Source organism: Streptomyces sp. NPDC002032 (assembly GCF_042890765.1).
GTDB lineage: Bacteria > Actinomycetota > Actinomycetes > Streptomycetales > Streptomycetaceae > Streptomyces.
Genome location: NZ_JBIASM010000005.1, coordinates 170072 through 192196 on the forward strand (window position 1 = coordinate 170072; position 22125 = coordinate 192196).

A 22125-nucleotide genomic window follows, 5' to 3' on the forward strand; every position below is an offset into this window, starting at 1 on the left:
GCTCCCCCTAACCGAGCTGGGACAGGACCTGGGCCGAGATCAGCTCCAGGTGGTCGAGGTCGTCGAGGTCGAGGACCTGGAGGTAGAGGCGGGAGGAACCGATGGCGGCGTACGTGCCGATCTTCTCCACGACCTCGGCCGGTGAGCCGGCCAGGCCGTTGACCTTCAGCTCGTCCACCTCGCGGCCGATGACGGCGGCGCGCCGGGCGACCTCGGCGTCGTCCTTGCCCACGCACACCACCAGGGCGTTGGAGTAGACGAGGTCGCCGGCCGTGCGGCCCGCCTCCTCGGCGGCCGCCCGGACCCGGCCGAACTGCCGCTCGCTGTCGGCGACGGAGGCGAACGGCATGTTGAACTCGTCCGCGTACCGGGCGGCCAGGCGCGGGGTCCGCTTGGCTCCGTGGCCGCCGACCAGGACGGGCAGCTTGGCCTGGGCCGGCTTGGGCAGGGCCGGGGACTTCTCCAGCTGGTAGTACGTGCCCCGGTAGTCGAAGGTGGCGCCGGGCTCGGTCGCCCACAGGCCGGTGACGATGGCCAGCTGCTCCTCCAGCCGGGCCATCCGCTCCGCCGGGAAGGGGATGCCGTACGCCTTGTGTTCCTCCTCGAACCAGCCCGCGCCCAGACCCAGTTCGACCCTGCCGCCGGACATCCGGTCGACCTGCGCCACCTGGATCGCGAGGACGCCGGGCAGCCGGAAGGTGCCCGCCGTCATCAGCGTGCCCAGCCGGATCCGCCGGGTCTCGCGGGCCAGGCCCGCGAGGGTGATCCAGGCGTCGGTCGGGCCGGGCAGCCCATCGGCGGATCCCATCGGCAGGTAGTGGTCGGAGCGGAAGAAGGCGTCGAAGCCGAGGTCCTCGGTGGCCTTGGCCACGGTCAGGAGGGTGTCGTAGTCGGCGCCCTGCTGGGGCTCGGTGAAGATGCGGAGATCCATGCCCCCCATCCTGCCCCTCCGGCCCCTGCCGGGTGAATCTGCGTCAACCGGAAGGTCCACCCCGCGGCCCGCCAGTGACCAGCGCGGAGGGGGATCGTTTCTCGGACGGAGCCGGACCGCCCGGCCCGCGCGCCGGCGGCTTCTCGCCGGTGCGTCCACCGCCCCCTTCCGCGCCGGAGGGGCCAGGGCCGAGGAGGCCGCCATGTCCCACGAGTCCGTGCCGGAGCACCCCCGACAGACCGGACAGACCGGACAGGCAGCGCACGACCACGCGCGTCAGGAGCCCGCGGCACCCGCCCAGGGCGGCGCGCCGAAGGGCCTGCTCCAGCAGATGGAAGAGCTGATGGCGGCGCTGAACGCCGACCTGTCCCAGCTCGACGCCGACCTCCAGCACTCCGCGGACCGCACTCCCCCCGCCACCGCGGTATCCCCCGGCGGCTCCACGTACGGGAGCGAACGCCGCTGACAGCGGGGCCCCTGACCCGTACGGGGTCCCGTCCACGCGTACGGCGGGACCCCCGGGAGCCACCGGCAGCCGGCCCCCGGACCCAGACGCCCGGACCCAGACCCCCGGACCCAGACGCCCGGACCCAGACGCCCGGACTCAGACCACGCCCGAGGCGGACCCCCGCTCCCGTACCGTCATCCGCCGCAGCAGCGCACGGACCCGGTCGCTCGACTCGTCGGCCGCGTCGATCGACTCTATGCACTGCCAGTACAGGCTCTCGTCATCCGTCCCGCAGGCCACCCCGACGAGCGCTATGCCGACTTCGCCCAGCAGCGCCTGGAGCCCGAGCAGCGCCTGGCGCACATCGGTCACCTCCGTCAGCCGTGCCGCGCGCGGCGGCAGCTCGGGCGCACTGCCCTCACCCCGCAGCGCCGCCCGGTCAATGACCCCGCAGCCTCTGCCTCCCGCTTCCCCCAGTCCCCGTGCCTCCGCTCTCAGCTCCGGCGGTCCGGTGACCGCCAGCCAGCTCCCTATCCCCTGCGCGAGCGCCTGGGCCTGCCAGGCCTCGCCCACGATGTCCCACGCAGCCCCGCTCTGTGCCAGCGCGTGCCGGCCGGCCGCGATGAGCCGTACCGCATCCATATGCCGTCCCCCGTCCGCACGACATCCCGCCGTCCTTCACTACCCAGAGTGAAGGCAAGGAGCCAGTAAAGCCAGGGGTATTCGGAAATCTGTGGACACAAACATGGTTGTGGATGACGCCATCACTCCGAAGAGTGACGATCATCGGTCGAGGGGCCGGTCACGGGGAAGCGGGCCTCGTTCCTCTCGATCTTCGCGGCGAGCGCATCCAGCACATCCACCCCGAGAACCTCACAGAACTGCAGCAGATACGCGAGCACGTCGGCCACCTCATCGGTCACCCGGTGTGCGTTTTCGGGTTCCTCCATGATCGCGGCCGACTGTTCCGGTGTCAGCCACTGGAAGATCTCGACCAGTTCGGCGGCCTCCACGCTCAGGGCCACGGCCAGGTTCTTGGGCGTGTGGTACTGGCCCCAGTCCCGGGCGGCCGCGAAATCGGCCAGTCGGCGCTGGAGTTGGCGGAGCCGGTCGCCGTGCGGGGGCTTCGGCGCGTCGTCGTTCTCGGGGGTGGTACTCATGGGGTCAGGTCTACCACCGAGACGCCGGGGAGCCCCCGCGCGGTTGCCGCGGTGTCCTCGCCCACCGCCCCGACGAGCCGGACGTGCCCCCGGCCCCCCGACAGCAGGGCCAGCCGCAGCAGTTCGGCGCCCTGCCGCCGGTCCAGCCCCCGGTCGAGGCCGTCGGCGAGCACGGTCAGCGCCTGCCGGGCGGCGAGCACGTCGGCGGCCGGCTCCACCTCCAGCACCCCGGGCCCCGTGAGCAGGACGAGGGCCAGCGCGAGGAAGCGCAGCTCGCCCGCGCCGAGCCGGCCGAGGTCGGTCGCGGGCCGGCCGGGACCCCGGTCGAGCACCCCCGTCACCCAGCCGTCGCCGGCCTCCCCGGCCGTCCGGACGTCCAGGGCGGCCACCGGGCCCGCGCAGCCGGTGCGGGCCGCCGCCGCGAGCAGGGCGTGCCGGGTGCCGCACTCGTGGCGGGTCCGGCGCAGTACGTCGGCCAGGTTCGCGCAGTCACCCCGCAGCCGGCCGTCGCCCCGCGGGACGGGCGCGCGCATCCGGCCGGGCCGGGGGTCGCACGGGAACACCGAGCGCAGCGCGACCACCACCTGCTCGGCGGCGGCCAGTACCCGGCGCTGCCCGGCGGTGGCCCCGGCGACGCGCAGGGGCAGCAGGGCGGTGCCGAGCCGGTCGTCGGGCAGCGGGGCGCGGGTCACGCCGATGGCGCCGCCGGTGAGCCAGGCGGCCTGGACGGAGCGCCGGCGCGGATCGCGCAGGGCGGTGGCGAGCAGGATCTGGCCGTCCTGGGAGAGGCGTTCGCCGACGATCCGCAGCCCGGGCTCGGCCTGGACGGCGAGGTCGAGGCTGACCGGCCCGGCCGGGCCGTCGACCGTGCAGCCGATCCGGAAGCCGCGGCGCCCGTCGGCGTCGGGCACGGCCCGCTCGGGTACGCGGCCCGCCGGATCCGGGAAGACCTCTTCCAGGCGGGTGCCCGAGGCGAGCCGGGCGAGGGCCGCGTAGGCCTCCAGGGCCTGGGACTTGCCGCTGCCGCTCGCTCCGGCGAACAGGGTCACGGGTCCCAGCGGGAACACCGCCGAGCGGTGCCGTCCGAAGGCGGAGAGCCGCAGTTCGGTGACGACGGGCCGGGCCGGCGCCGCCCCGCCCGGACCCGCCCGTAAGGGAGCGGCGACAGCGGAAGGAGCGGAGGCAGCAGCGGAACGAGAGAAGGGGGAGGCGGGGGGAACGGCGGTGGGAGAGGCGGGAGGAGAGGGAACGACGGAAGGCGAGGGGGTGACGGAAGGCGAGGGGGTGGCGGCGGGCCGCGCCGCGTCCAGGGTGGCGTCCATGGCCGGACGGTAGGTCCGCCCGGCCGCCCCCGGCTCCGGCGAACCGTTCCGCCGCCGCGACCTTCCTACGATCGGGGGACGGCCGCCGCCGCGATCCCCTCGACCTCGGTCCCGACCGGCGCGAGCAGGAAGACGTTCCGGTCCACCCGGTGCATCCCGCTGCCCAGCCCGAACACGACGCCGCTGCTGAAGTCGAGGATGCGCTTGGCCACTTCGCCGTCCGCGCCGGTGAGGTCGAGCAGCACCGGGATCTGCGCGATCAGGTACTCCGCCACCTCCCGCGCGTCGGCGAAGATCTGGACCCGGATCACCACGAAGCGCCGCTGTTCCGCCGCGGCCGCCCCGGGGGCCGTCGGGATCGTGCGGTGGTCCACCCGGGAGGGCCATTCGTTGCGACTGCGCAGGGGTACCACCTGCGCGAGTCCCTCCCACTGTTCGTCCGTGACGTCGTACCTGCTCACCGGGCCGCCTCGGCCGTGTGCTTCATGTGCATCCCCCCATCCTCTCGTGTTTCACCCGTTCAGCCCAACACCGACACGAAGCACGTAGGGTCGCCGCCATGACCAATGGCGACGAGGTCCGCACGGTACGCGACATCGCGGGCGCCGATCCCCTCCGCCGCACCGCGCCGGGGGGCGGGGCCACGGTCCCCGCGCGCCGCGGGCTGCCGCGCGCGGACGCGGTCCGCAACCGCGCGCAGATCCTGGCGGCGGCCGAGCAGCTGTTCACGGAGCGGGATCCCGCGTCGGTGACGATGGATCAGATCGCGAAGGCCGCCGGGGTCGGCCGGGCCACCCTCTACCGCCGCTTCCCCGATCCGGCCTCCGTCGCCGCGGCCCTGCTCGACGAGCACGAGCGCATCCTCCACGGCCGGCTGGCCTTCGGGCCGCCCCCGCTCGGGCCCGGGGCGGCGCCGGGTCTGCGGCTGGCGGCCTTCTACGCCGCCGCGCTGGAGCACCTGGAGCGGCACCTGCCGCTGGTCCTGGGCATCCGCCCGGGGCCCGACCGGTTCTGCCGGGGCACCTACCGCAACTGGCGGGCCCACGTCCGGGGCCTGCTGCTGGCCGCGGGGGCCCAGGATCCCGACGTCACCGTGGACCTCCTGCTCAGCCCGCTCGCGCCGGAGGTCTACCAGTTCCAGCGGCACACCCTCGGCCTGACCCCCGAACGGATCGCCGAGGCCCTCGGCCGGCTGGCCCGGGGGATACTCCCGGACTCCGAGATAGGTTAGGTTAGGCATACCTAACCTCCTCTGGATGACGGAGACCTCCGCATGCGCCTGCCCGGTGACCCCGCCCCCGCCACGCCCGCCGCGACCGCCGCCACCGAGCCGAGCGCCGCCGAACGCGTCCGGTCCGTCCTGGCCGCCGCGCACTCCATGACCGTGGTCATCGACGGCGTGCGGCACGAGGTCCGCCACCTCGACGGCACCGACGTCCTGGGCCGGCTCCACCTCCACCCCGCCGCGCCCGCCGCCGGGCAGGACCTCTCCGAGCTGCCCGACGAACGCCCCGCGATCCAGATGGAGTTCACCGACATCGCCGCGACACCGGTGCGCGACCGGGTGCGCGCCCGCGTCACCGTGCTGGGCCGCCTGCTGACCCCGTACGCGGACGAGCACTCCGCGCCCGGCGCCGCCACCTGCGTGGAGTACTCCCGCGCGGCGCTGGAGACCGCGGAGGGGACCGCGTCCATCGGGCTGGAGGAGCTGGACCGCGCCTGGCCCGATCCGCTCGCGCCGTACGAGGCGGGCATGCTGACCCACCTGATGGACGACCACCCCGAACTCGTCACCCTGCTGCTGCGGCTGGTGCGGCCCGCTCCACCGGCCACCGTGCTGCGCGCGCTGCCCCTCGCCCTGGACCGTTACGGAATCACCCTGCGGTTGGAGGAGCGGCGCGGCCACCGTGACGTGCGGCTGCCGTTCCCGTCCCCGCTGGACGACGTCGAGCAGTCGGGCGCCCAGATCCAGGCCCTCCTCAGCGCGGCCCGGCGGCGTTCGCACCGCAACACGCTGCCCGCCTGAGGATCGCCGGAGGATCCCTGGAGGAACGCCGGTGCGGCGCCGCCAAGCGGAATACCCCTCCGGAAAAGGTTCGTTGGGCCGTACATGAAGGCAATCAGCTACAGCACGTACGGAACTCCGACCGCATTGGAACTCGTGGAGGTACCGGAACCCAAGGTCGGTCCGAGCGAGGTGCTCGTCCGCGTCAAGGCGGCCGGCGTCAACCCCGTGGACTGGAAGCTCGCCGCCGGTTTCCTCGGGCACGTCCTCGAAGTCCGCCACCCCGTCATCCCCGGCTGGGACGTCGCCGGGATCGTGGAGGCCGTCGGCCCCGACACCGACGACTACGCCGTCGGCGACGAGGTCTACGGGTACGTCCGCAAGGAATGGGTGCAGCTGGGCACGTACGCCGAGCTGGTCACCGCTCCCGTGCGCACCCTCGCCCGCAAGCCCCGCGAGCTGAGCTTCGAGCAGGCCGCGGGCCTGCCGCTGGCCGGGCTCACCTCCTACCAGGCGATCACCCGCGCCGGGGTCACCGCCGGGCAGACCGTCGTCATCCACTCCGCGGCGGGCGGCGTCGGCTCGCTGGGCGTGCAGATCGCCGTCTCCCTCGGCGCCCGCGTCCTCGGCACGGCGGGCGCGCACAACCACGAGTACCTGCGCTCACTGGGCGCCGAACCCGTGCTGTACGGGGACGGGGTGGCCGAGCGGATCGCCGCGCTGGCTCCCGAAGGCGTCGACGCCGGGCTCGACTTCTACGGCGAGGGCGGCGTCGAGCTGCTCCAGTCGGTCGTCCGCGAGGGCGGCCCGGTGATCTCCGTCGCCGACAACGACGCCGACTCCAAGGGCGCCAAGCACATCTGGGCGCGCGCCTCCACGGCCGACCTCACCACCCTCGCGGAGCTCGCCGACTCCGGCCGGCTGAAGGTCAACGTGGAACACGTCCTGCCGCTCGCCGACGCGGCCGCCGCGTGGGAGCTGAGCGCGTCGGGCCGGACCCGGGGCAAGATCGTCCTCACCGTCTGAGCCGGCCCTCCCTTGCCGGGTCGCCGCCGTCGCCCGGCCGGTGGACCGGCGGACCGGCGGCGGACCCGTACGGCAGGCCCCCGTCAGGCGGCCCCGTCAGCCGGCCGCCCGGGCGCTGACGTGGCGGTTCGCGGGGCGCGGCAGGCCGTAGTTCTCACGGAGGGTGGCACCGGTGTACTCGGTGCGGAAGAGGCCGCGGCGCTGGAGGAGCGGCACCACGTGGTCCACGAAGTCCGTCAGCCCGGTGGGCAGGACGGGCGCCATGATGTTGAAGCCGTCGGCGGCGCCCTGCGTGAACCACTCCTCCAGCTGGTCGGCGATCTGCTCGGGGGTGCCCGCGAAGACCCGGTGACCGCGCCCGGCGCCGAGGCGGGCGATCAGCTCGCGCAGGGTGAGCCCGTCGCGCCGGCCCAGTTCGGCCACGAGCGTGAAGCGGCTCTTGTTGCCGTTGATGTCCCGCTCCTCGGGCAGCTCGGGCAGCGGGCCGTCGAGGTCGGCGCCGGTCAGGTCGACGCCGAGCATGCCGGAGAGCTGCGCCAGGCCGTACTCGGGGACCTGGAGGTCGGTGAGCTCCTGCTCCAGGGCCTTCGCCTCGGCCTCGGTGGAGCCGATGACGGGCGCGATGCCGGGCAGTACGAGGAGGTCGCCCTCGGCGCGGCCGTAGCGGGCGAGGCGGGACTTGAGGTCCTTGTAGAAGGTCTGGCCGTCGGCGAGGGTCTGCTGGGCGGTGAAGACGGCCTCCGCGTACTGGGCCGCGAACTCCTTACCGTCCTCGGAGGAGCCCGCCTGGACGAGGAGCGGGTGCCCCTGGGGCGAGCGGGGGACGTTGAGCGGCCCGGCGACGCCGAAGTACGCGCCACGGTGGGCGGCCGGGTGCAGCTTGTCGGTGTCGGCGTAGACGCCGCGCTCCTTGTCGAGCACGATCGCGTCGTCCTCCCAGCTGTCCCAGAGCTTGGTGGCGACGTCGAGGAACTCGCGGGCGCGGTCGTAGCGCAGGCGGTGCTCAAGGTGTTCGTCCTGGTTGAAGTTGCGGGCCTCGTCGACGGTGCCGGAGGTGACGATGTTCCAGCCGGCGCGGCCGTTGCTGATGTGGTCGAGGGAGGCGAACTTGCGGGCGGTGTGGAAGGGCTCGTTGAAGGTGGTGGAGACGGTCGCGATGAGCCCGATGTGCTCGGTGACGGCGGCGATGGCGGAGAGCAGGGTCAGCGGCTCGAACCCGCCGAGGGCGTTGTGGCGGGCCTTGCCCCAGAGGGCGAGGCCGTCGGCGAAGAAGATCGAGTCGAGGCGGCCGCGCTCGGCGGTGCGGGCCAGTTCCTGGAAGTAGCGCAGGTCGGTGACGCGTTCGGGGCTGGCGGCCGGGTGCCGCCAGGCGGCGTCGTGGTGGCCCGCGTTCATGAGGAAGGCGTTGAGGTGGAGGGTGCGGGGTGCGGACATGGCTGTTCCCTGGGTGGGCGCGGAGCGCGCTCCGCGGATGATGGCTGATGGGGTACGGGGGGCGGGTGGAGACGGTCGACGGGCGGCCGGGCCGGGCGGGCCGGGTCAGGCCGTGGGCGGGCGCCAGAGGCTGAGGCGGCGTTCGATCGTGACCAGCACCTGGTTGAAGGCCACGCCGATCGCGGAGATCGTGACGATCCCGGCGTACATCTGCGGGATCGCGAAGTTGAACTGCGAGGCGTTGATCAGGTAGCCCAGTCCGGCCTTGGCGCCGATCATCTCGGCGGCGACGAGCACGAGGATCGACACGGCCCCGGCGAGGCGGATCCCGGTGAAGATCGACGGGACCGACGACGGCAGGATCACCTTCTGGAAGAGCCTCGGCGTCGACAGGTCCATCGAGCGGGCCAGCCGGACGAGGGTCGGGTCGGCGTTGCCGACGGCGCTGATGGTGTTCAGCAGGATCGGCCACACGCAGGCGTAGACGACGATCGACACCTTCGAGGTCTCCCCGATGCCGAGCAGCAGCACGAAGACCGGCAGCAGCGCGAGCGCCGCCGTGTTGCGGAACAGCTCCAGCAGCGGGCCGAGGAAGGCGGCGACGGGCCGGTACCAGCCGATCAGCAGCCCCAGCGGGACGGCGATCACCACCGCGATGGCGAACCCCCCGAAGGACCGGGTGAGGCTGGCCCGGGTGTGCTCCCAGAGCTGCCCGTCGCCGAGCAGTTCCCACCAGGCCCGGGCGACCTCGCTGACGGGCGGCAGGAAGGTGGCGTCCACCAGGCCGGCCCGGGGCGCGGTCTCCCACACCGCGAGCAGCAGCAGGACCGCCGCCGAGCGCAGCAGGCCGGAGCCCAGCAGGCGCAGTGCGGCGGCCGCCGCCGCACGGGCGGGGTGCGGTGCCGGGGCCTTCGCCGCCGGGCGCCGGGCGGCGGCGGGCCGCTCCCGCGGCGGGCGGGCCTCCTCGCGTACGGGGCCGTCCGCCACGGCTGCCCGTACGGGGGCGGCGGGGGCGGGAGCGGGCTTGGCGGCGGGCGGGGGCGTGGGGGCGGGGGTGTGCGTGCCGGTGCTCATGCGGTGGCCTCTTCCTTCTCCAGTCGCTGCGCGCGGGCCACCTCGTCGTGGAGCAGGGTCCAGATCTCGTGGCGGTGGCGGGCGAACTCCGGGCTGGAGCGCAGGTCCTCACCCGCGGCCCCGGTGGCCCGGTCGCCGAAGGAGACCGGGACGACCTCCTTGACCCGGCCCGGGCGGGAGGTGATGACGGCCACCCTCTGGCCGAGGTACACGGCCTCCTCGATGCCGTGCGTGATGAAGACGATGGTCTTGCCGGTGCGCTGCCAGATGCCGCGCAGTTCGTCCTGGAGGGACTCGCGGGTCTGCGCGTCGAGCGCGGCGAACGGTTCGTCCATCAGCAGGACGTCCGGGTCGTACGCGAGGGAGCGGGCGATCGCGACGCGCTGGCGCATGCCGCCGGAGAGCTCGTGCGGGTGCCGGTCCTCGAATCCGGTGAGGCCGACCAGGTCGAGGAACTCGCGGGCCCGGGCGGCCCGTTGGCGGCGCGGAACGCCGGTCGCCTCCAGCCCGAACTCGACGTTGCCCAGTGCCGTGCGCCACGGCAGCAGCGCGTACTGCTGGAAGACGGTGCCCCGGTCCAGGCCCGGCCCCGTGACCGGCCGGCCGTCCAGCAGGATGCGGCCGGAGGTGGGCCGGGTGAGACCGCCGAGCAGATCGAGCAGGGTGGACTTGCCGCAGCCGCTGGGGCCCACGACGACCAGGAACTCCCCCGCGCCGATCTCCAGGTCGATGCCGTCGAGGGCGGTGAACCCGGCGCCGCCCTTGCGGTCCTTCGCCGGGAAGGTCTTGGTGACCGACTCGAACACGATGGTGGCCATGCGGACTCAGCCCTTCCCGGCCGCGTTGAACTCGTTGGTGAACAGGTCGGCGGCGCGCAGGCGGCCCTTCTTGACCTCGCCGCGGTCGCCCAGCCAGTCGATCCAGAGCTGGAACTCCTTCTCCTCGATCCGGCCGGCGGGCGCGGCGACCCCGTACGAGCGCCAGTACTTCAGCGCCGAGGTGTCCTCGTTGCGCCCGCGCCCACTGACGATCTTCGTGAGGCGGGCGACGACCTCCTCGCGGGGCGTGGTGCGGGCCCAGTCGAGCGCCTTGCCGACGCCCGTCACGAAGGTCCGTACGGTGTCCGGGTTCTCCTTGATGAAGCGCTCGGTCATCACGTACGTGCCGCCGCTGAAGGCTCCCAGCAGGTCGAAGTCGCTGAACAGCGGGCGGATGCCGCCGGCGGCGACGGCCTTGTCGCGCAGCACCCCGCTGAGCACGCCGACCTCTATCTGCTTCTGCCGCAGGGCCTGTTCGGTGTTGACGGGCGGTACGACGAGGGCCTCGACCTCGTCGGACTCCGCCCGGGAGAGGCCGTTACGGCCCAGGTAGATGTCCAGCAGGGCCTGGGCGTGGGCGCCCAGGGTGTTCATGCCGACCTTCTTGCCGATCAGGTCGCGGGCGGACCGGATCGGGCTGTCCTCCAGGACGTAGTAGCCGAGGTTGGTGTCCTTGTCGGTGCCGTAGTACGAGATCACGGCCTTGACCGGGGCCTTGGCCGCGACGAGCTTGACCACCGCGCCGTTGAAGGCGCCGCCGAAGTGGGTCTGGCCGGTCGCGGCGGACTGGATGTCCTGCGGGCCGCTGATGGTGTTGCCGACCCAGTCCAGGGTGAGGTTGCCGAGGAAGCCGAGGTCGGCGGCGAGTTCGGGCGGGGTGACGGCGCCGACCGCGCCCTGGTACTTCAGGGCGGTGATCTGCTTGCCGGGCGCGGCGGCGGAGCCGGTCCCCGGAGCGGACCCGCCGGTGGCGGTGGCCGTGCCGCAGCTCACCGCGGCCGCCGAGATGCCGAGCAGGGTGAGGAACTGGCGCCGGGAGCGGTTGGTCGGGGCGGAGGCTGCGGGCATGACGGGTCCTTGTCGCTGTGTGCGGGGGGCGCGGGGTCAGGGGGTGGTGGTGAGGGCGGGCGCCGCGGCGGTGCGCAGGGCCTCGGAGAACTCGTCGACGGCCTGGAAGAGGTCCAGTTCCGCCTCGGGGCGCAGCCGGTCGGGGCCGGATCCGCGCTCGACGGAGGAGTCCAGGACGAACCGGCCCGCGGTGACGTGCCGGGCGCCGAGGGCGGCGAGGACCGGGCGCAGGGCGTAATCGATGGTCAGGACGTGGGCGAGGCTGCCGCCGGTGGCGAGCGGGAGGACGGTCTTGCCGGCCAGGCCGTCCTGCGGGAGCAGGTCGAGGAAGGCCTTGAGCAGTCCGGTGTACGAGGCCTTGTAGACCGGGGTCGCGATGACGAGTCCGTCGGCCTCGGCGACGGCTTCGAGGGCGCGGCGGATCTCCGGCTCCCCGCGGCGGGCGGCGAGGAGGTCGGCGGCGGGCAGGTCGCGTACGGCGAGGTGGGCGGTCTCGAAGCCGGAGTGGGAGAGGCGGCGCAGTACGTGATCGGCGACGACGGCGGTACGGGAGTGGGGGGAGGGACTGCCGGTGAGGGCGAGCAGCTTGGGCACGGTGGCTCCTTGGGCGGGCGGCGGGGTGGGGGTCAGGCGGAGGCGGCGGCGGTGGCCCCGGAGGCTCCGGATGCTGCGGAGTCTGCGGTGGCCCCCGAGGCTCCGGAGGCGATGCCGAAGGACGGGGCCGGGACGGCCTCCGGGCTGATCAGGCGGGAGGCGGCGCCGTCGGGGCCGACCGGGACCTCGCCGTCGACGGTGACGCGGCGCAGGGTGCGCTCGTGGTCGTCGGAGTCGTCGACGCCGTAGTGCTGGGTGGCGCGGTTGTCCCAGATGGCGACGTCGCCGGCCCGCCACTGCCAGCGGACGGTGTTCTCGGGGCTCTCGATGTGGGCCTGGAAGAGGTCCACGAGGGCCCGTGAGTCGCGGCCGGTGAGTCCGCTGACGCGCTGGACGAAGTTGCCGAGGAGCAGGGTGCGTTCGCCGGTCTCGGGGTGGACGCGGACGACCGGGTGCTCGGTCAGGAACTTCGTGGAGGTGAACACCTCGCGGTACTGGGCGAGCGCCTCGGGCAGGGCGCCGGGCTTCAGGGCCGCGTAGTCGTACTCGTTGGAGTGGACGGCGCGCAGGGAGTCGGCGAGGGCGCGGAGCGGCTCGGGGAGGTGGGCGTAGGCGGTGGCGGTGTTGGCCCAGAGGGTGTTGCCGCCGTACGGGGGGATGGTGACGGCGCGGAGGATGGAGAAGGCCGGGTAGGCGGGAACGAAGGTGACGTCGGTGTGCCACTGGTTGGCGCGGGCGCCGTGGTGGGAGTCGATGCCGAGGGCGTAACGGCCGTCGGCGGAGGGGACGGTGGGGTGGGCGACGGGGGTGCCCAGCAGCTGGGCGAAGGCCTCGTGACCGGCTTCGTCGAGGTGGTCCTGACCGCGGAAGAAGACGACCTTGTGGGCGAGGAGCGCGGCGCGGACCTCGGCGACGGTCTCGGGGGCCAGGTCGCCGCCGAGCAGCACACCGCCGATCTCGGCTCCGATGCGGCCGCCGAGCTTGGTGACGGTGAGGGCGGGGGCAGGGGCGGTGGTGGTGGTCATGGGGACTCCTCGGGTCTCTGGGTATTTATTTCCGCTGCGGAAGAAATGACGTGAGGCGTGTGCGCGCCGGGATGCCGGGCGCGTTGCGCGGGCGGCCGGGCCGGGGGCGGTGCGTCGACGGGGCGGACCGGCGGACCGGGCCGACGGCCATCGGAGCGGGGACGGCCCGGCCCACGACGTCTCGTACGGGGACGGCCGTCGGGCCGGGGACCGCCGTACGGGAGAACGGGCCGGGCGGCCGGCAGCGAGGGTCCGGGGCCTTCCGGCGCCGCCGGTCCCGCTCCCCCGGTGCCGCAAGGCCCCGCGGGGACGGTCAGGACGGCCGCCCTCAGGGTGCCGGGGTGCCGGGACCGGGTGCCGTGGCGCGGGGACCGCCGGGGCGGGCGCCGGGACGCGGGGCCTGCCGGGGCGGGCGCCGGGGCCCGGGCCCGGGACGCGGGTCAGGCGTGACAGTGGCCCGGACACCGGCCCGGCGCGGTACGGGGGCCGGGGGTGCGGAGCCGCGGGGCGAGGTGGACGTTCGCGGTCATGGCTCGGAGCCTGTCAGCGCCCCCGCTAGGGGTCAACCCCCGCCCCGCACCCCTCCGTGGACCCGGCACACCCGCGCTGACCTGCCCGTTCTCCAGCGCACGGCGGCCGAAAACCGTGGCCGGATTTCACGGTCCCGCAATGCCACCGCCACGCACCGCCCGGCCGCCCTGCCCGGGGGGCGGGATCAGTCGGCCGTGCGCAGCAGCAGGTGCCCCCGGCGGAAGCGCTCCCCCTCCACCGGCTCGCGCAGCATCCGGCCGATCTCGGTGAACCCGGCCTCACGGGCCAGGGCCGCCAGGCCGTCGACCGGCCATCGGTAGGCCGTCGTCACCTTGTGGTCGAAGGCCGTGACCGGCCCGCCCTCCGACTCGAAGAAGGCGAGCAGGAGCCGGCCGTCGGACGCCAGCACCCGGCGGAACTCACGGAAGTACGCGGGCACGTCCCGCGGCGGGGCGTGGATGACCGAGTACCAGGACACGATGCCCCGCAGCCGGCCGTCCGGCAGCTCCAGGGCGTCCATGGAGCCGACCTCGAACCGCAGGTCCGGGTACGTCTCGCGGGCGATGCCGATCATCACGGGCGACAGGTCGACGCCGAAGACGTCCAGCCCCAGGTCCCGCAGGTGCGCGGTCACCCCTCCCGGGCCGCAGCCCAGCTCGGCGACGGAGCCGGGACCGGAACCGGGACCGGCGGCCCGCACCGATTCGGCGAACGCGGCGAGCACCGCCCGGTCCAGCGGAAATCCGGCCAGCGCGTCCCGGAAGAGTTCGGCGTAGAGGACGGCGACGGCGTCGTAGGCGTCGGCCGTGGCGCGGTGGTGCGAAGAGGAGTCGGTCACGAGCGAGCACCTTAGGGCGCGCCCGCGCGATGGCGCAGGCCGCCTGGAGGGCTCGGCGCGGGGCACACGTCGCGCACCGGCCGCGACGGCGTGGACACGCCCCCACCCCCGCAGGCGCCGGACGGACGGGCCCCCGGCGGGTGCCCGACGTACCCGGGCGCGGAGCCGGGGCGGGCGCCGGGCACCGGGCGGGACGGCGCGGACGGGCTTCCCACCGCCGCAGGCGCCGGAGGCCCCGGCGGGTGCCGGACGCACCCGGGTGCGGTGCATGGGCGGGCGGCACGGCGGCGGGCGGCCGGACCCGGGGGGGGCCGGACGGGCTCGGGCGGAGGGCGGGCGGGCTCGGGCGGGGGGGCGGGCGGGCTCGGGCGGGGCCGGACGGGCTCGGGCGGGGGCCGGGCGGGCTCGGGCGGGGGGCGGGGGGCTTTTTCGGGGGGTCGGGCCGTCCGGCATGATCGGGGGATGACGCGAATGGCCGGCGACCGCCGGGGGGCCGCCAACGCCGCCGCCGTGCTGCGCACGGTGCTCGACCACGGGCCCGTCGCGCGCAGCGGGATCCCGCAGCTGTGCGGGCTGAGCGCCGCCGCGGTGTCCCGGCAGACCACCGGCCTGCTCCGCGGCGGCCTGCTGCGCGAGCTCCCCGACCCGGCGGGCCGCACCGCCTCGGGGCGGCCCCGCATCCCGCTGGACCTGCACACCGGGGCCGTCGGCGGCCCCCTCGCGGCGGGGCTGCACATCGGGGTGCCGTCGTCCACCTTCAGCCTGGTCGACCTGCGCGGGCAGGTCCTGGCCCGCCGGTCCTTCCCGTACCGGGACCCGCGCGATCCGGCGCTGCCCGGCCGGATCGCGGAGGAACTCGGCCGGTTCCTGCGGGAGTCGGCCCCCGGTGCGCGCCCACTCCTCGGCGTCGGCGCCGCGCTCGGCGGCTGGGTCCGGCCGGGTGCGGGAACCGTCGTACGGCATCCGGCGCTCGGCTGGCGGCACGAGCCCCTGGCCGCCGGGCTGTCCGCGGCCCTCGGGCTCCCGGTACGGGTCGACAACCACGCCCGGGCCGTCGCCGGGGCGGAGATCCTCTTCGGGCATCCCGCGGCCCGGCGGAGCCTGGTCCACCTGTTCGTCGGCAACGTGGTCGACGCGGCGTTCGGCATCGAGGGGACGGTCCACCAGGGCCCCGGCTCCGCGGCCGGGGACGTGGCGCACCTGCCGGTGCCCGGCTCCGCGGCGGCGTGCGCGTGCGGACGTACGGGCTGCCTCCAGGCGACCGCCTCCGACACCGCGCTCGGCGCCGAGGCGGTGCGGCGCGGGATCGTCCCCGATCCGTCCGTCCCGCTGCTGGTCGACGCGGCGGCGGCCGGGGACCCGCGCGCGGACGGCCTGCTGCGGGAGCGGGCCCGGGACGTGGGGCGGGCCGCCGCGCTGCTGCTCGACGTGTTCAATCCGGCGGTCATGGTCGTCACCGAGCTGTCGAGCGTGCTGCACGAGGGCTACCTCGACGAGATCCGCGGCGCGGCCGTCACCCGTTCGCACGTCTGCGACGACCCCGCCCGGATCATCGCCCCGCACGCCGGCCCGGCCGTCCTGCCGCAGGCCGCGGCGACGGTGCTGCTGGGGCCGCTGTTCAGCGACCCCGCCGGACCGGCCCGCGAGTGCGAGATCACATCCGGCGGTTATGGTCTCGGTTGAGCGGGCCCCCCTAGCATTCGAGCCATGACGGTCCTGCCTGACGACGGGCTCTCCCTGGCCGCCGAATTTCCTGACGCGACACATGAGCAGTGGCAACGCCTCGTCGAAGGCGTCCTGCGCAAGTCCGGCAAGGAAGTATCCGGCGAGGCGGCGGAAGCAGCCCTGTCCACCAAGCTCGAGGACGGGCTCATCACCCGCCCGCTGTACACGGCACGCCCCGACGGGGACGGCCCCGACACCGGCTTCCCGGGCTTCGCGCCCTTCGTGCGCGGCGGCACCCCCGAGGGCACCGGTGCGGCCGGCTGGGACGTGCGCCAGCGGTTCGCGGGCAGCGACCCCGTACGGGTCAACGAGGCGGCCCTCGCCGACCTGGAGAACGGCACCACCTCCCTCTGGCTGACCGTCGGCCGGGGCGGTCTGCCCGCCGACGGCCTGGCCCGGGCGCTGGAGGGCGTCTACCTCGACCTCGCGCCCGTCGTCCTCGACGCCGGCGCCGGATACGACGAAGCGGCACGGGCGTTGCTCGCGCTGTACGCCGAGCGCGGGGTGGCACCCGGTGACGCCCGGGCCTGCCTCGGCGTCGACCCGCTGGGCCACGAGGCCCGTACGGGCGAGGCGCTGGACCCGGCGCCCGGCGCCGCACTGGCCCGGGAGGCGGCCGCTTCGTGGCCGGGCGTGCGCGCCCTGAGCGTCGACGCCCTGCCGTACCACGAGGCGGGCGGCTCGGCCGCCGAGGAGCTGGGGCTGTCCCTGGCCACCGGGGTGGCGTACCTGCGGACCCTGACGGAGGCCGGCCTCGGCACCGAAGCGGCCCTAGGACAGATGGAGTTCCGGTACGCGGCGACCGCCGATCAGTTCCTGACCATCGCCAAGCTGCGCGCCGCCCGGCGCCTGTGGGCCCGGGTCGCCGAGGCCTGCGGGGCCCCGGACGCGGGCGCCCAGCGGCAGCACGCGGTCACCTCGCCGGTGATGATGACCCGGCGCGACCCGTGGGTGAATATGCTGCGCACCACCGTGGCCTGCATGGCGGCGGGCGTGGGGGGCGCGGACTCCGTCACCGTGCTGCCCTTCGACAGCGAGCTGGGCCTGCCCGACGCGTTCGCGCGGCGGATCGCCCGCAACACCTCCACCGTGCTGCTGGAGGAGTCGCACCTGGCCCGGGTGACCGACCCGGCCGGGGGCTCGTACTACGTGGAGCAGCTCACCGAAGAACTGGCGCAGGCCGCCTGGGAGTTCTTCCAGACCGTGGAGCGGGCGGGCGGCCAGGCCGCCGCCCTGCGCTCGGGCCTGGTCGCGGAGCGGCTCGCCGCCACCTGGGCCGCGCGTTCGAAGAAGCTGGCCACGCGCCGCGAGCCGATCACCGGGGTCAGCGAGTTCCCGCTGCTGTCGGAGAAGCCCGTCGTGCGCGAGGCAGCGCCCGAGCGGCCGGCCGGCGGACTGCCGCGGGTGCGGCGCGACGAGGCGTACGAGGCGCTGCGCGCCCGCAGCGACGCGCACCTGGCCGCCACCGGCGCGCGGCCGCGGATCTTCCTCGCGGCGCTGGGTCCGGCGGCCGCGCACACCGCCCGCGCCACCTTCGCCTCGAACCTGTTCCAGGCGGGCGGCGTCGAGCCGGTCCACGACCCGGTGTCGGTGGATCCGGACACGGCCGCCGCGGCCTACGCGGCGAGCGGCGCGGACGGCATGGCGGTGCTGTGCTCCAGCGACGCGCTGTACGAGGAGCAGGCCGCCGCGGTGGCGGACGCCCTGCGCGCGGCGGGCGCGACGACCGTGTTCCTCGCGGGCAGGCCGGGCACCGCCGAACAGGCCGTGGACGAGTACGTCTTCGCCGGCTGCGACGCGGTCGCCGTGCTCTCCCGCGTGCTCGACCGGATGGGAGTCGCGCTGTGAGCATCCCCGATTTCTCCGAACTCGCCCTCGGCGCCGCTTCGTCGGCGGTCACCGAGGAGCAGTGGCGGGCGGCGGTGAAGGAGTCCACCGGGACCGCCACGGGCGACCTGCTGTGGGAGACCCCCGAGGGCATCGGCGTGAAGCCGCTGTACACGGGCCGGGACCTGGAGGGCCTGGACTTCCTGGCGACGTACCCGGGCGTGGCCCCGTACCTGCGCGGCCCGTACCCGACGATGTACGTCAACCAGCCCTGGACGATCCGGCAGTACGCCGGTTTCTCCACGGCGCAGGAGTCGAACGCCTTCTACCGGCGCAACCTCGCCTCGGGCCAGAAGGGCCTGTCGGTGGCCTTCGACCTGCCGACGCACCGCGGTTACGACAGCGACCACCCGCGCGTGACGGGCGACGTCGGCATGGCGGGCGTGGCGATCGACTCGATCTACGACATGCGCCAGCTGTTCGACGGGATCCCCCTCGACAAGATGTCGGTGTCGATGACGATGAACGGCGCGGTGCTGCCGGTCCTCGCCCTCTACATCGTGGCGGCGGAGGAGCAGGGCGTCTCCCCCGACAAGCTCGCCGGGACCATCCAGAACGACATCCTCAAGGAGTTCATGGTCCGCAACACCTACATCTATCCGCCGGGCCCGTCGATGCGGATCATCTCCGACATCTTCGCCTTCACCTCGCAGAAGATGCCGCGGTACAACTCCATCTCGATCTCCGGCTACCACATCCAGGAGGCCGGGGCGACGGCCGACCTGGAGCTGGCGTACACCCTGGCTGACGGGGTGGAGTACCTGCGCGCCGGACAGGCCGTCGGGCTGGACGTGGACGCCTTCGCGCCGCGGCTGTCGTTCTTCTGGGCGATCGGCATGAACTTCTTCATGGAGGTCGCGAAGCTGCGCGCGGCCCGCCTGCTGTGGGCGAAGCTGGTCAGGCAGTTCGACCCGAAGAACGCCAAGTCGCTGTCGCTGCGCACGCATTCGCAGACCTCCGGCTGGTCGCTGACCGCGCAGGACGTCTTCAACAACGTGACGCGGACCTGCATCGAGGCGATGGCGGCGACCCAGGGGCACACCCAGTCCCTGCACACCAACGCGCTCGACGAGGCCCTCGCCCTGCCGACGGACTTCTCGGCGCGCATCGCCCGCAACACCCAGCTGCTGCTCCAGCAGGAGTCGGGGACCTGCCGGTCGATCGACCCCTGGGGCGGCAGCGCGTACGTCGAGCGGCTCACCTACGACCTGGCGCGGCGGGCCTGGCAGCACATCGAGGAGGTCGAGGCCGCCGGCGGCATGGCGCGGGCCATCGACGCGGGCATCCCCAAGCTCCGGGTGGAGGAGGCCGCCGCCCGCACGCAGGCGCGGATCGACTCCGGCCGCCAGCCGGTGATCGGCGTGAACAAGTACCGGGTGGAGACCGACGAGCAGATCGACGTGCTCAGGGTCGACAACTCCGCGGTGCGGGCGCAGCAGATCGCCAAGCTGCGGCGGCTGCGCGAGGAGCGCGACGAGGCGCACACCCAGGACACCCTGCGGGCGCTGACGAACGCGGCCGGCAGCGGGGAGGGCAACCTGCTCGCGCTGGCGGTGGACGCGGCCCGGGCCAAGGCCACGGTCGGTGAGATCTCGGACGCGCTGGAGAAGGTGTACGGGCGGCACGCGAGCCAGATCCGTACGATCTCGGGTGTGTACCGCAACGAGGCAGGGGAGTCGCCGTCCGTGGAGCGCACCCGTGCCCTCGTCGACCGGTTCGAGGAGGCGGAGGGGCGCCGTCCGCGCATCCTGGTCGCCAAGATGGGCCAGGACGGGCACGACCGCGGCCAGAAGGTGATCGCGACCGCCTTCGCCGACCTGGGCTTCGACGTGGACGTCGGCCCGCTGTTCCAGACCCCGGCGGAGGTGGCCCGCCAGGCCGTCGAGGCGGACGTCCACGTGGTGGGCGTCTCGTCGCTGGCGGCCGGTCACCTGACCCTCGTACCGGCGCTGCGCGAGCAGCTGGCGGCGGAGGGCCGTGAGGACATCACGATCGTGGTGGGCGGCGTGATCCCGCCGGCCGATGTCCCCACGCTGCTGGAGATGGGGGCGGCGGCGGTGTTCCTGCCCGGCACGGTGATCCCGGACGCCGCCCACGACCTGGTGACGCGGCTGGCCGCGGACCTGGGTCACGAGCTGTAGGCGCCGCGCGGATGCCCCCGAAGATCGACATCGACGTGTACGTGAAGGGCGTGCTCGACGGGAAGCGCGCGCAGGTCGCGCGTGCCATCACCCTCGTCGAGTCCACCCGGGCGGACCACCGGGTACTGGCCCAGCGGCTGCTGACGGAGCTCCTCCCGCACGCGGGCCGGGCGCGCCGGATCGGCATCAGCGGGGTGCCCGGGGTGGGCAAGTCCACCTTCATCGACGCGTTCGGCACGATGCTGACCGGGCTGGGCCACCGGGTGGCGGTGCTGGCCGTGGACCCGTCCTCGAAGCGGACGGGCGGGTCCATCCTCGGCGACAAGACGCGGATGGAGCGGCTCGCCGTCGATCCGGCGGCCTTCGTGCGGCCGTCCCCCTCGGCGGGGACGCTGGGCGGGGTCGCCCGGGCGACGCGCGAGTCGATGATCGTGATGGAGGCGGCCGGGTACGACGTGGTCCTCGTCGAGACGGTGGGCGTGGGCCAGTCGGAGACCACGGTGGCCGGGATGGTGGACTCGTTCCTGCTGCTGTCGCTGGCGCGTACGGGCGATCAGCTCCAGGGCATCAAGAAGGGCGTCCTGGAGCTGGCGGACGTACTGGCCGTGAACAAGGCCGACGGCCCGCACGAGCGCGAGGCGAAGGCGGCGGCCCGGGAGCTGGCGGGGGCGCTGCGGCTGATGCACCCGGCGGACGCGGCGTGGACCCCGCCGGTGCTGACGTGCAGCGCGCGGAAGTCAGCGGGGCTGGACGAGGTCTGGAACCGCCTGGAGCAGCACCGGGTGCTGCTGGAGGCGGGGGGCCGGCTGGCGGCGAAGCGGGCCGCGCAGCAGGTGGAGTGGACCTGGTCGATGGTCCGTGACGAGCTGCTGGAACGGCTGCGGGCGGATCCCGCGGTGCGGGAGCTAGCGCCGGAGCTGGAAGCCGGGGTACGGGCGGGCACGGTCACGGCGACCTCGGCCGCGGAGCGCATCCTGTCGGCCTTCGGCCGGCCCTGACCGCTCGCCCGCGGGCCCCGCGGCCTGCCGGACCGGACGCGTCCGGCGGTGTACGGGATACGGGTCCGGGGGCCGCCCCCGGACCCGCACCGCCGGGGTTACGCGTCGACCAGGACCGAGCCGGCCGAGCCGAGGAGCTCGCGCAGGACACGGGCCTGCTCGGCCGGTTCGGCGGAGGCCAGCAGCGCGGAGAGCACCGCGATGCGGGCCTGGCCCGCGCGCAGGGTTCCGGTGGGAACGGCTCCGGCGGCGACGAGGTCGACGGCCCCGCCGTGCGTGTAGATCTCGGTGACGGGCCCGGCGGCGACCCGCGTGGTCAGCGCGACCAGGACGCCGCGGGCGATGGCGGCGCTCACCGCGTCCACGATCTCCGGGGTGGCGTTGCCGGCGCCGGTGCCGACGAGGACGATGCCCCGGGCGCCCGCCTCGACGGCGGCGTTCAGCAGGACGGGGTCCCCGTCGGCGTGGTGCATGACCATGTCCACGCGCGGCGGCAGCTCCGGCATGGCCGGAAGGGCGAGCGGGGCCGGGCGCTGCGGCTCGCGCAGGACGGTGACCTTGCCGAAGCCGACCTTGCCGAGGAGTTCCTTCGAGGGGTCGGCGAACGCGTCCAGGGCCACGGCCTGGGTCTTGACGGTGCCGCGGGCGGCGTGGACGCGGCCCGCGAAGGTGACGAGGACGCCGAGGCCGCGGGTGGTGGCGGCGGTCAGGAGCGCGTCGTACAGGTTGCCGGGGCCGTCGCCCTCGGCGGAGCCCATCGGCAGCTGCGAGCCGGTGAAGACGACGCTGCGCACGTCGTGGTGGTGCAGGTCGACGAGGAAGGCCGACTCCTCCAGGGTGTCGGTGCCGTGCGTGACGACGATGCCGTCGACGTCCGGGTCGGCGAGGACCTCGTGGACGGTGCGCAGGAGGGTCAGCTGGTGGGCGGTGGTGAGTCGGGGGCTGTTCACGCTGAACAGGTCGACGACCTCGACGCTGACGCCCTCGGGCAGCGGCGCGGTGGCCATCACCTCACGGCCGTCGGCCTCGGCGGCGAAGCCCGAGCCCTTCCACCGGCTGGCTATGGTTCCGCCGGTGCTGATGACGACGATGCGTCCCAT

General features: G+C 74.5%; 21 protein-coding genes. 8 read left to right on the top strand and 13 right to left on the bottom strand.

Annotation, left to right across the window (positions count from 1 at the left end; all coding sequences use genetic code 11):
• Window positions 1-7: 7 nt before the first annotated feature.
• Window positions 8-931: an LLM class F420-dependent oxidoreductase gene (locus ACFYYT_RS14805; RefSeq protein ID WP_351817634.1), complete on the bottom strand. Its 924-nt coding sequence runs from the start codon at window positions 929-931 to the stop codon at window positions 8-10.
• 202 nt (window positions 932-1133) lie between these two features.
• On the opposite strand from ACFYYT_RS14805, the gene ACFYYT_RS14810 reads away from it, so the two are divergent.
• On the top strand, window positions 1134-1397 hold the full coding sequence (locus ACFYYT_RS14810) for a hypothetical protein (RefSeq protein ID WP_351817885.1): 264 nt from the start codon (window positions 1134-1136) through the stop codon (window positions 1395-1397).
• 138 nt (window positions 1398-1535) lie between these two features.
• Here ACFYYT_RS14810 and ACFYYT_RS14815 read toward each other — a convergent pair whose 3' ends face one another.
• From ACFYYT_RS14815 to ACFYYT_RS14830, 4 genes are all read right to left on the bottom strand, one after another.
• Complete coding sequence (locus ACFYYT_RS14815) at window positions 1536-2021, bottom strand: DUF6099 family protein (RefSeq protein ID WP_351817631.1); 486 nt, start codon at window positions 2019-2021, stop codon at window positions 1536-1538.
• Window positions 2022-2143: 122 nt separating this feature from the next.
• Window positions 2144-2539, bottom strand: a complete 396-nt coding sequence (locus ACFYYT_RS14820; RefSeq protein WP_351817628.1) for a nucleotide pyrophosphohydrolase — start codon at window positions 2537-2539, stop codon at window positions 2144-2146.
• Window positions 2536-3861 (bottom strand): ATP-binding protein, encoded by a 1326-nt coding sequence (locus ACFYYT_RS14825; RefSeq protein ID WP_351817625.1) that lies wholly within the window; start codon window positions 3859-3861, stop codon window positions 2536-2538. Before ACFYYT_RS14825 ends, ACFYYT_RS14820 begins: the two co-directional genes overlap by 4 nt.
• Before the next feature lie 65 nt (window positions 3862-3926).
• The gene (locus ACFYYT_RS14830) at window positions 3927-4322 is read right to left on the bottom strand and encodes a cell division protein SepF (RefSeq protein ID WP_266662736.1); all 396 of its coding nucleotides are present in this window, start codon (window positions 4320-4322) and stop codon (window positions 3927-3929) included.
• Between the two features lie 98 nt (window positions 4323-4420).
• Between ACFYYT_RS14830 and ACFYYT_RS14835 the strand changes: the two genes are divergently transcribed.
• From ACFYYT_RS14835 to ACFYYT_RS14845, 3 genes are all read left to right on the top strand, one after another.
• On the top strand, window positions 4421-5092 hold the full coding sequence (locus ACFYYT_RS14835; protein ID WP_351817622.1) for a helix-turn-helix domain-containing protein: 672 nt from the start codon (window positions 4421-4423) through the stop codon (window positions 5090-5092).
• Window positions 5093-5134: 42 nt separating this feature from the next.
• On the top strand, window positions 5135-5887 hold the full coding sequence (locus ACFYYT_RS14840; RefSeq protein ID WP_351817619.1) for a DUF2470 domain-containing protein: 753 nt from the start codon (window positions 5135-5137) through the stop codon (window positions 5885-5887).
• 84 nt (window positions 5888-5971) lie between these two features.
• Complete coding sequence (locus ACFYYT_RS14845) at window positions 5972-6892, top strand: NADP-dependent oxidoreductase (RefSeq protein WP_351817616.1); 921 nt, start codon at window positions 5972-5974, stop codon at window positions 6890-6892.
• Window positions 6893-6988: 96 nt separating this feature from the next.
• Here ACFYYT_RS14845 and ACFYYT_RS14850 read toward each other — a convergent pair whose 3' ends face one another.
• From ACFYYT_RS14850 to ACFYYT_RS14880, 7 genes are all read right to left on the bottom strand, one after another.
• Entirely contained in the window at window positions 6989-8326 is a 1338-nt protein-coding gene (locus ACFYYT_RS14850; RefSeq protein ID WP_351817613.1) for an LLM class flavin-dependent oxidoreductase, read from the bottom strand.
• Between the two features lie 105 nt (window positions 8327-8431).
• The gene (locus ACFYYT_RS14855; RefSeq protein WP_388608038.1) at window positions 8432-9400 is read right to left on the bottom strand and encodes an ABC transporter permease; all 969 of its coding nucleotides are present in this window, start codon (window positions 9398-9400) and stop codon (window positions 8432-8434) included.
• Complete coding sequence (locus tag ACFYYT_RS14860; protein ID WP_351815051.1) at window positions 9397-10218, bottom strand: ABC transporter ATP-binding protein; 822 nt, start codon at window positions 10216-10218, stop codon at window positions 9397-9399. The genes ACFYYT_RS14855 and ACFYYT_RS14860 overlap by 4 nt, the downstream gene beginning before the upstream one ends.
• 6 nt (window positions 10219-10224) lie before the next feature.
• Window positions 10225-11286: an ABC transporter substrate-binding protein gene (locus ACFYYT_RS14865; RefSeq protein WP_351815054.1), complete on the bottom strand. Its 1062-nt coding sequence runs from the start codon at window positions 11284-11286 to the stop codon at window positions 10225-10227.
• A gap of 36 nt (window positions 11287-11322) precedes the next feature.
• Window positions 11323-11880, bottom strand: coding sequence for an NADPH-dependent FMN reductase (gene ssuE, locus ACFYYT_RS14870; RefSeq protein WP_351815057.1), 558 nt, complete (start codon window positions 11878-11880; stop codon window positions 11323-11325).
• Window positions 11881-11912: 32 nt separating this feature from the next.
• A complete protein-coding gene (locus ACFYYT_RS14875; RefSeq protein WP_351815059.1) occupies window positions 11913-12905 on the bottom strand; it encodes a TauD/TfdA family dioxygenase in 993 nt (330 codons plus the stop codon).
• Between the two features lie 715 nt (window positions 12906-13620).
• On the bottom strand, window positions 13621-14274 hold the full coding sequence (locus ACFYYT_RS14880) for a methyltransferase domain-containing protein (RefSeq protein WP_351815062.1): 654 nt from the start codon (window positions 14272-14274) through the stop codon (window positions 13621-13623).
• A 462-nt stretch (window positions 14275-14736) separates the two neighbouring features.
• On the opposite strand from ACFYYT_RS14880, the gene ACFYYT_RS14885 reads away from it, so the two are divergent.
• From ACFYYT_RS14885 to meaB, 4 genes are read left to right on the top strand one after another with little or no spacing between them, the layout of a single operon-like run.
• Window positions 14737-15957, top strand: coding sequence for an ROK family protein (locus ACFYYT_RS14885; RefSeq protein ID WP_351815064.1), 1221 nt, complete (start codon window positions 14737-14739; stop codon window positions 15955-15957).
• 24 nt (window positions 15958-15981) lie between these two features.
• Entirely contained in the window at window positions 15982-17847 is a 1866-nt protein-coding gene (locus ACFYYT_RS14890; RefSeq protein ID WP_351815066.1) for a methylmalonyl-CoA mutase family protein, read from the top strand.
• Window positions 17844-20027: a methylmalonyl-CoA mutase gene (gene scpA / locus ACFYYT_RS14895; protein WP_351815069.1), complete on the top strand. Its 2184-nt coding sequence runs from the start codon at window positions 17844-17846 to the stop codon at window positions 20025-20027. The genes ACFYYT_RS14890 and scpA overlap by 4 nt, the downstream gene beginning before the upstream one ends.
• Window positions 20028-20038: 11 nt before the next feature.
• Window positions 20039-21025: a methylmalonyl Co-A mutase-associated GTPase MeaB gene (gene meaB / locus ACFYYT_RS14900; protein WP_351815072.1), complete on the top strand. Its 987-nt coding sequence runs from the start codon at window positions 20039-20041 to the stop codon at window positions 21023-21025.
• Between the two features lie 98 nt (window positions 21026-21123).
• Here meaB and ACFYYT_RS14905 read toward each other — a convergent pair whose 3' ends face one another.
• Window positions 21124-22125, bottom strand: coding sequence for an asparaginase (locus tag ACFYYT_RS14905; protein WP_351815075.1), 1002 nt, complete (start codon window positions 22123-22125; stop codon window positions 21124-21126).

Coding starts and splice junctions, on each gene's coding strand:
- ACFYYT_RS14810 (WP_351817885.1), top strand. CDS start 1,134: ATGTCCCACGAGTCCGTGCCGGAGCACCCCCGACAGACCGGACAGACC.
- ACFYYT_RS14835 (WP_351817622.1), top strand. CDS start 4,421: ATGACCAATGGCGACGAGGTCCGCACGGTACGCGACATCGCGGGCGCC.
- ACFYYT_RS14890 (WP_351815066.1), top strand. CDS start 15,982: ATGACGGTCCTGCCTGACGACGGGCTCTCCCTGGCCGCCGAATTTCCT.
- meaB (WP_351815072.1), top strand. CDS start 20,039: ATGCCCCCGAAGATCGACATCGACGTGTACGTGAAGGGCGTGCTCGAC.
- ACFYYT_RS14825 (WP_351817625.1), bottom strand. CDS start 3,861: ATGGACGCCACCCTGGACGCGGCGCGGCCCGCCGCCACCCCCTCGCCT.
- ACFYYT_RS14850 (WP_351817613.1), bottom strand. CDS start 8,326: ATGTCCGCACCCCGCACCCTCCACCTCAACGCCTTCCTCATGAACGCG.
- ACFYYT_RS14805 (WP_351817634.1), bottom strand. CDS start 931: ATGGATCTCCGCATCTTCACCGAGCCCCAGCAGGGCGCCGACTACGAC.
- ACFYYT_RS14865 (WP_351815054.1), bottom strand. CDS start 11,286: ATGCCCGCAGCCTCCGCCCCGACCAACCGCTCCCGGCGCCAGTTCCTC.
- ACFYYT_RS14840 (WP_351817619.1), top strand. CDS start 5,135: ATGCGCCTGCCCGGTGACCCCGCCCCCGCCACGCCCGCCGCGACCGCC.
- ACFYYT_RS14875 (WP_351815059.1), bottom strand. CDS start 12,905: ATGACCACCACCACCGCCCCTGCCCCCGCCCTCACCGTCACCAAGCTC.
- ACFYYT_RS14860 (WP_351815051.1), bottom strand. CDS start 10,218: ATGGCCACCATCGTGTTCGAGTCGGTCACCAAGACCTTCCCGGCGAAG.
- ACFYYT_RS14845 (WP_351817616.1), top strand. CDS start 5,972: ATGAAGGCAATCAGCTACAGCACGTACGGAACTCCGACCGCATTGGAA.
- ACFYYT_RS14885 (WP_351815064.1), top strand. CDS start 14,737: ATGACGCGAATGGCCGGCGACCGCCGGGGGGCCGCCAACGCCGCCGCC.
- ACFYYT_RS14815 (WP_351817631.1), bottom strand. CDS start 2,021: ATGGATGCGGTACGGCTCATCGCGGCCGGCCGGCACGCGCTGGCACAG.
- ACFYYT_RS14905 (WP_351815075.1), bottom strand. CDS start 22,125: ATGGGACGCATCGTCGTCATCAGCACCGGCGGAACCATAGCCAGCCGG.
- ACFYYT_RS14855 (WP_388608038.1), bottom strand. CDS start 9,400: ATGAGCACCGGCACGCACACCCCCGCCCCCACGCCCCCGCCCGCCGCC.
- ACFYYT_RS14820 (WP_351817628.1), bottom strand. CDS start 2,539: ATGAGTACCACCCCCGAGAACGACGACGCGCCGAAGCCCCCGCACGGC.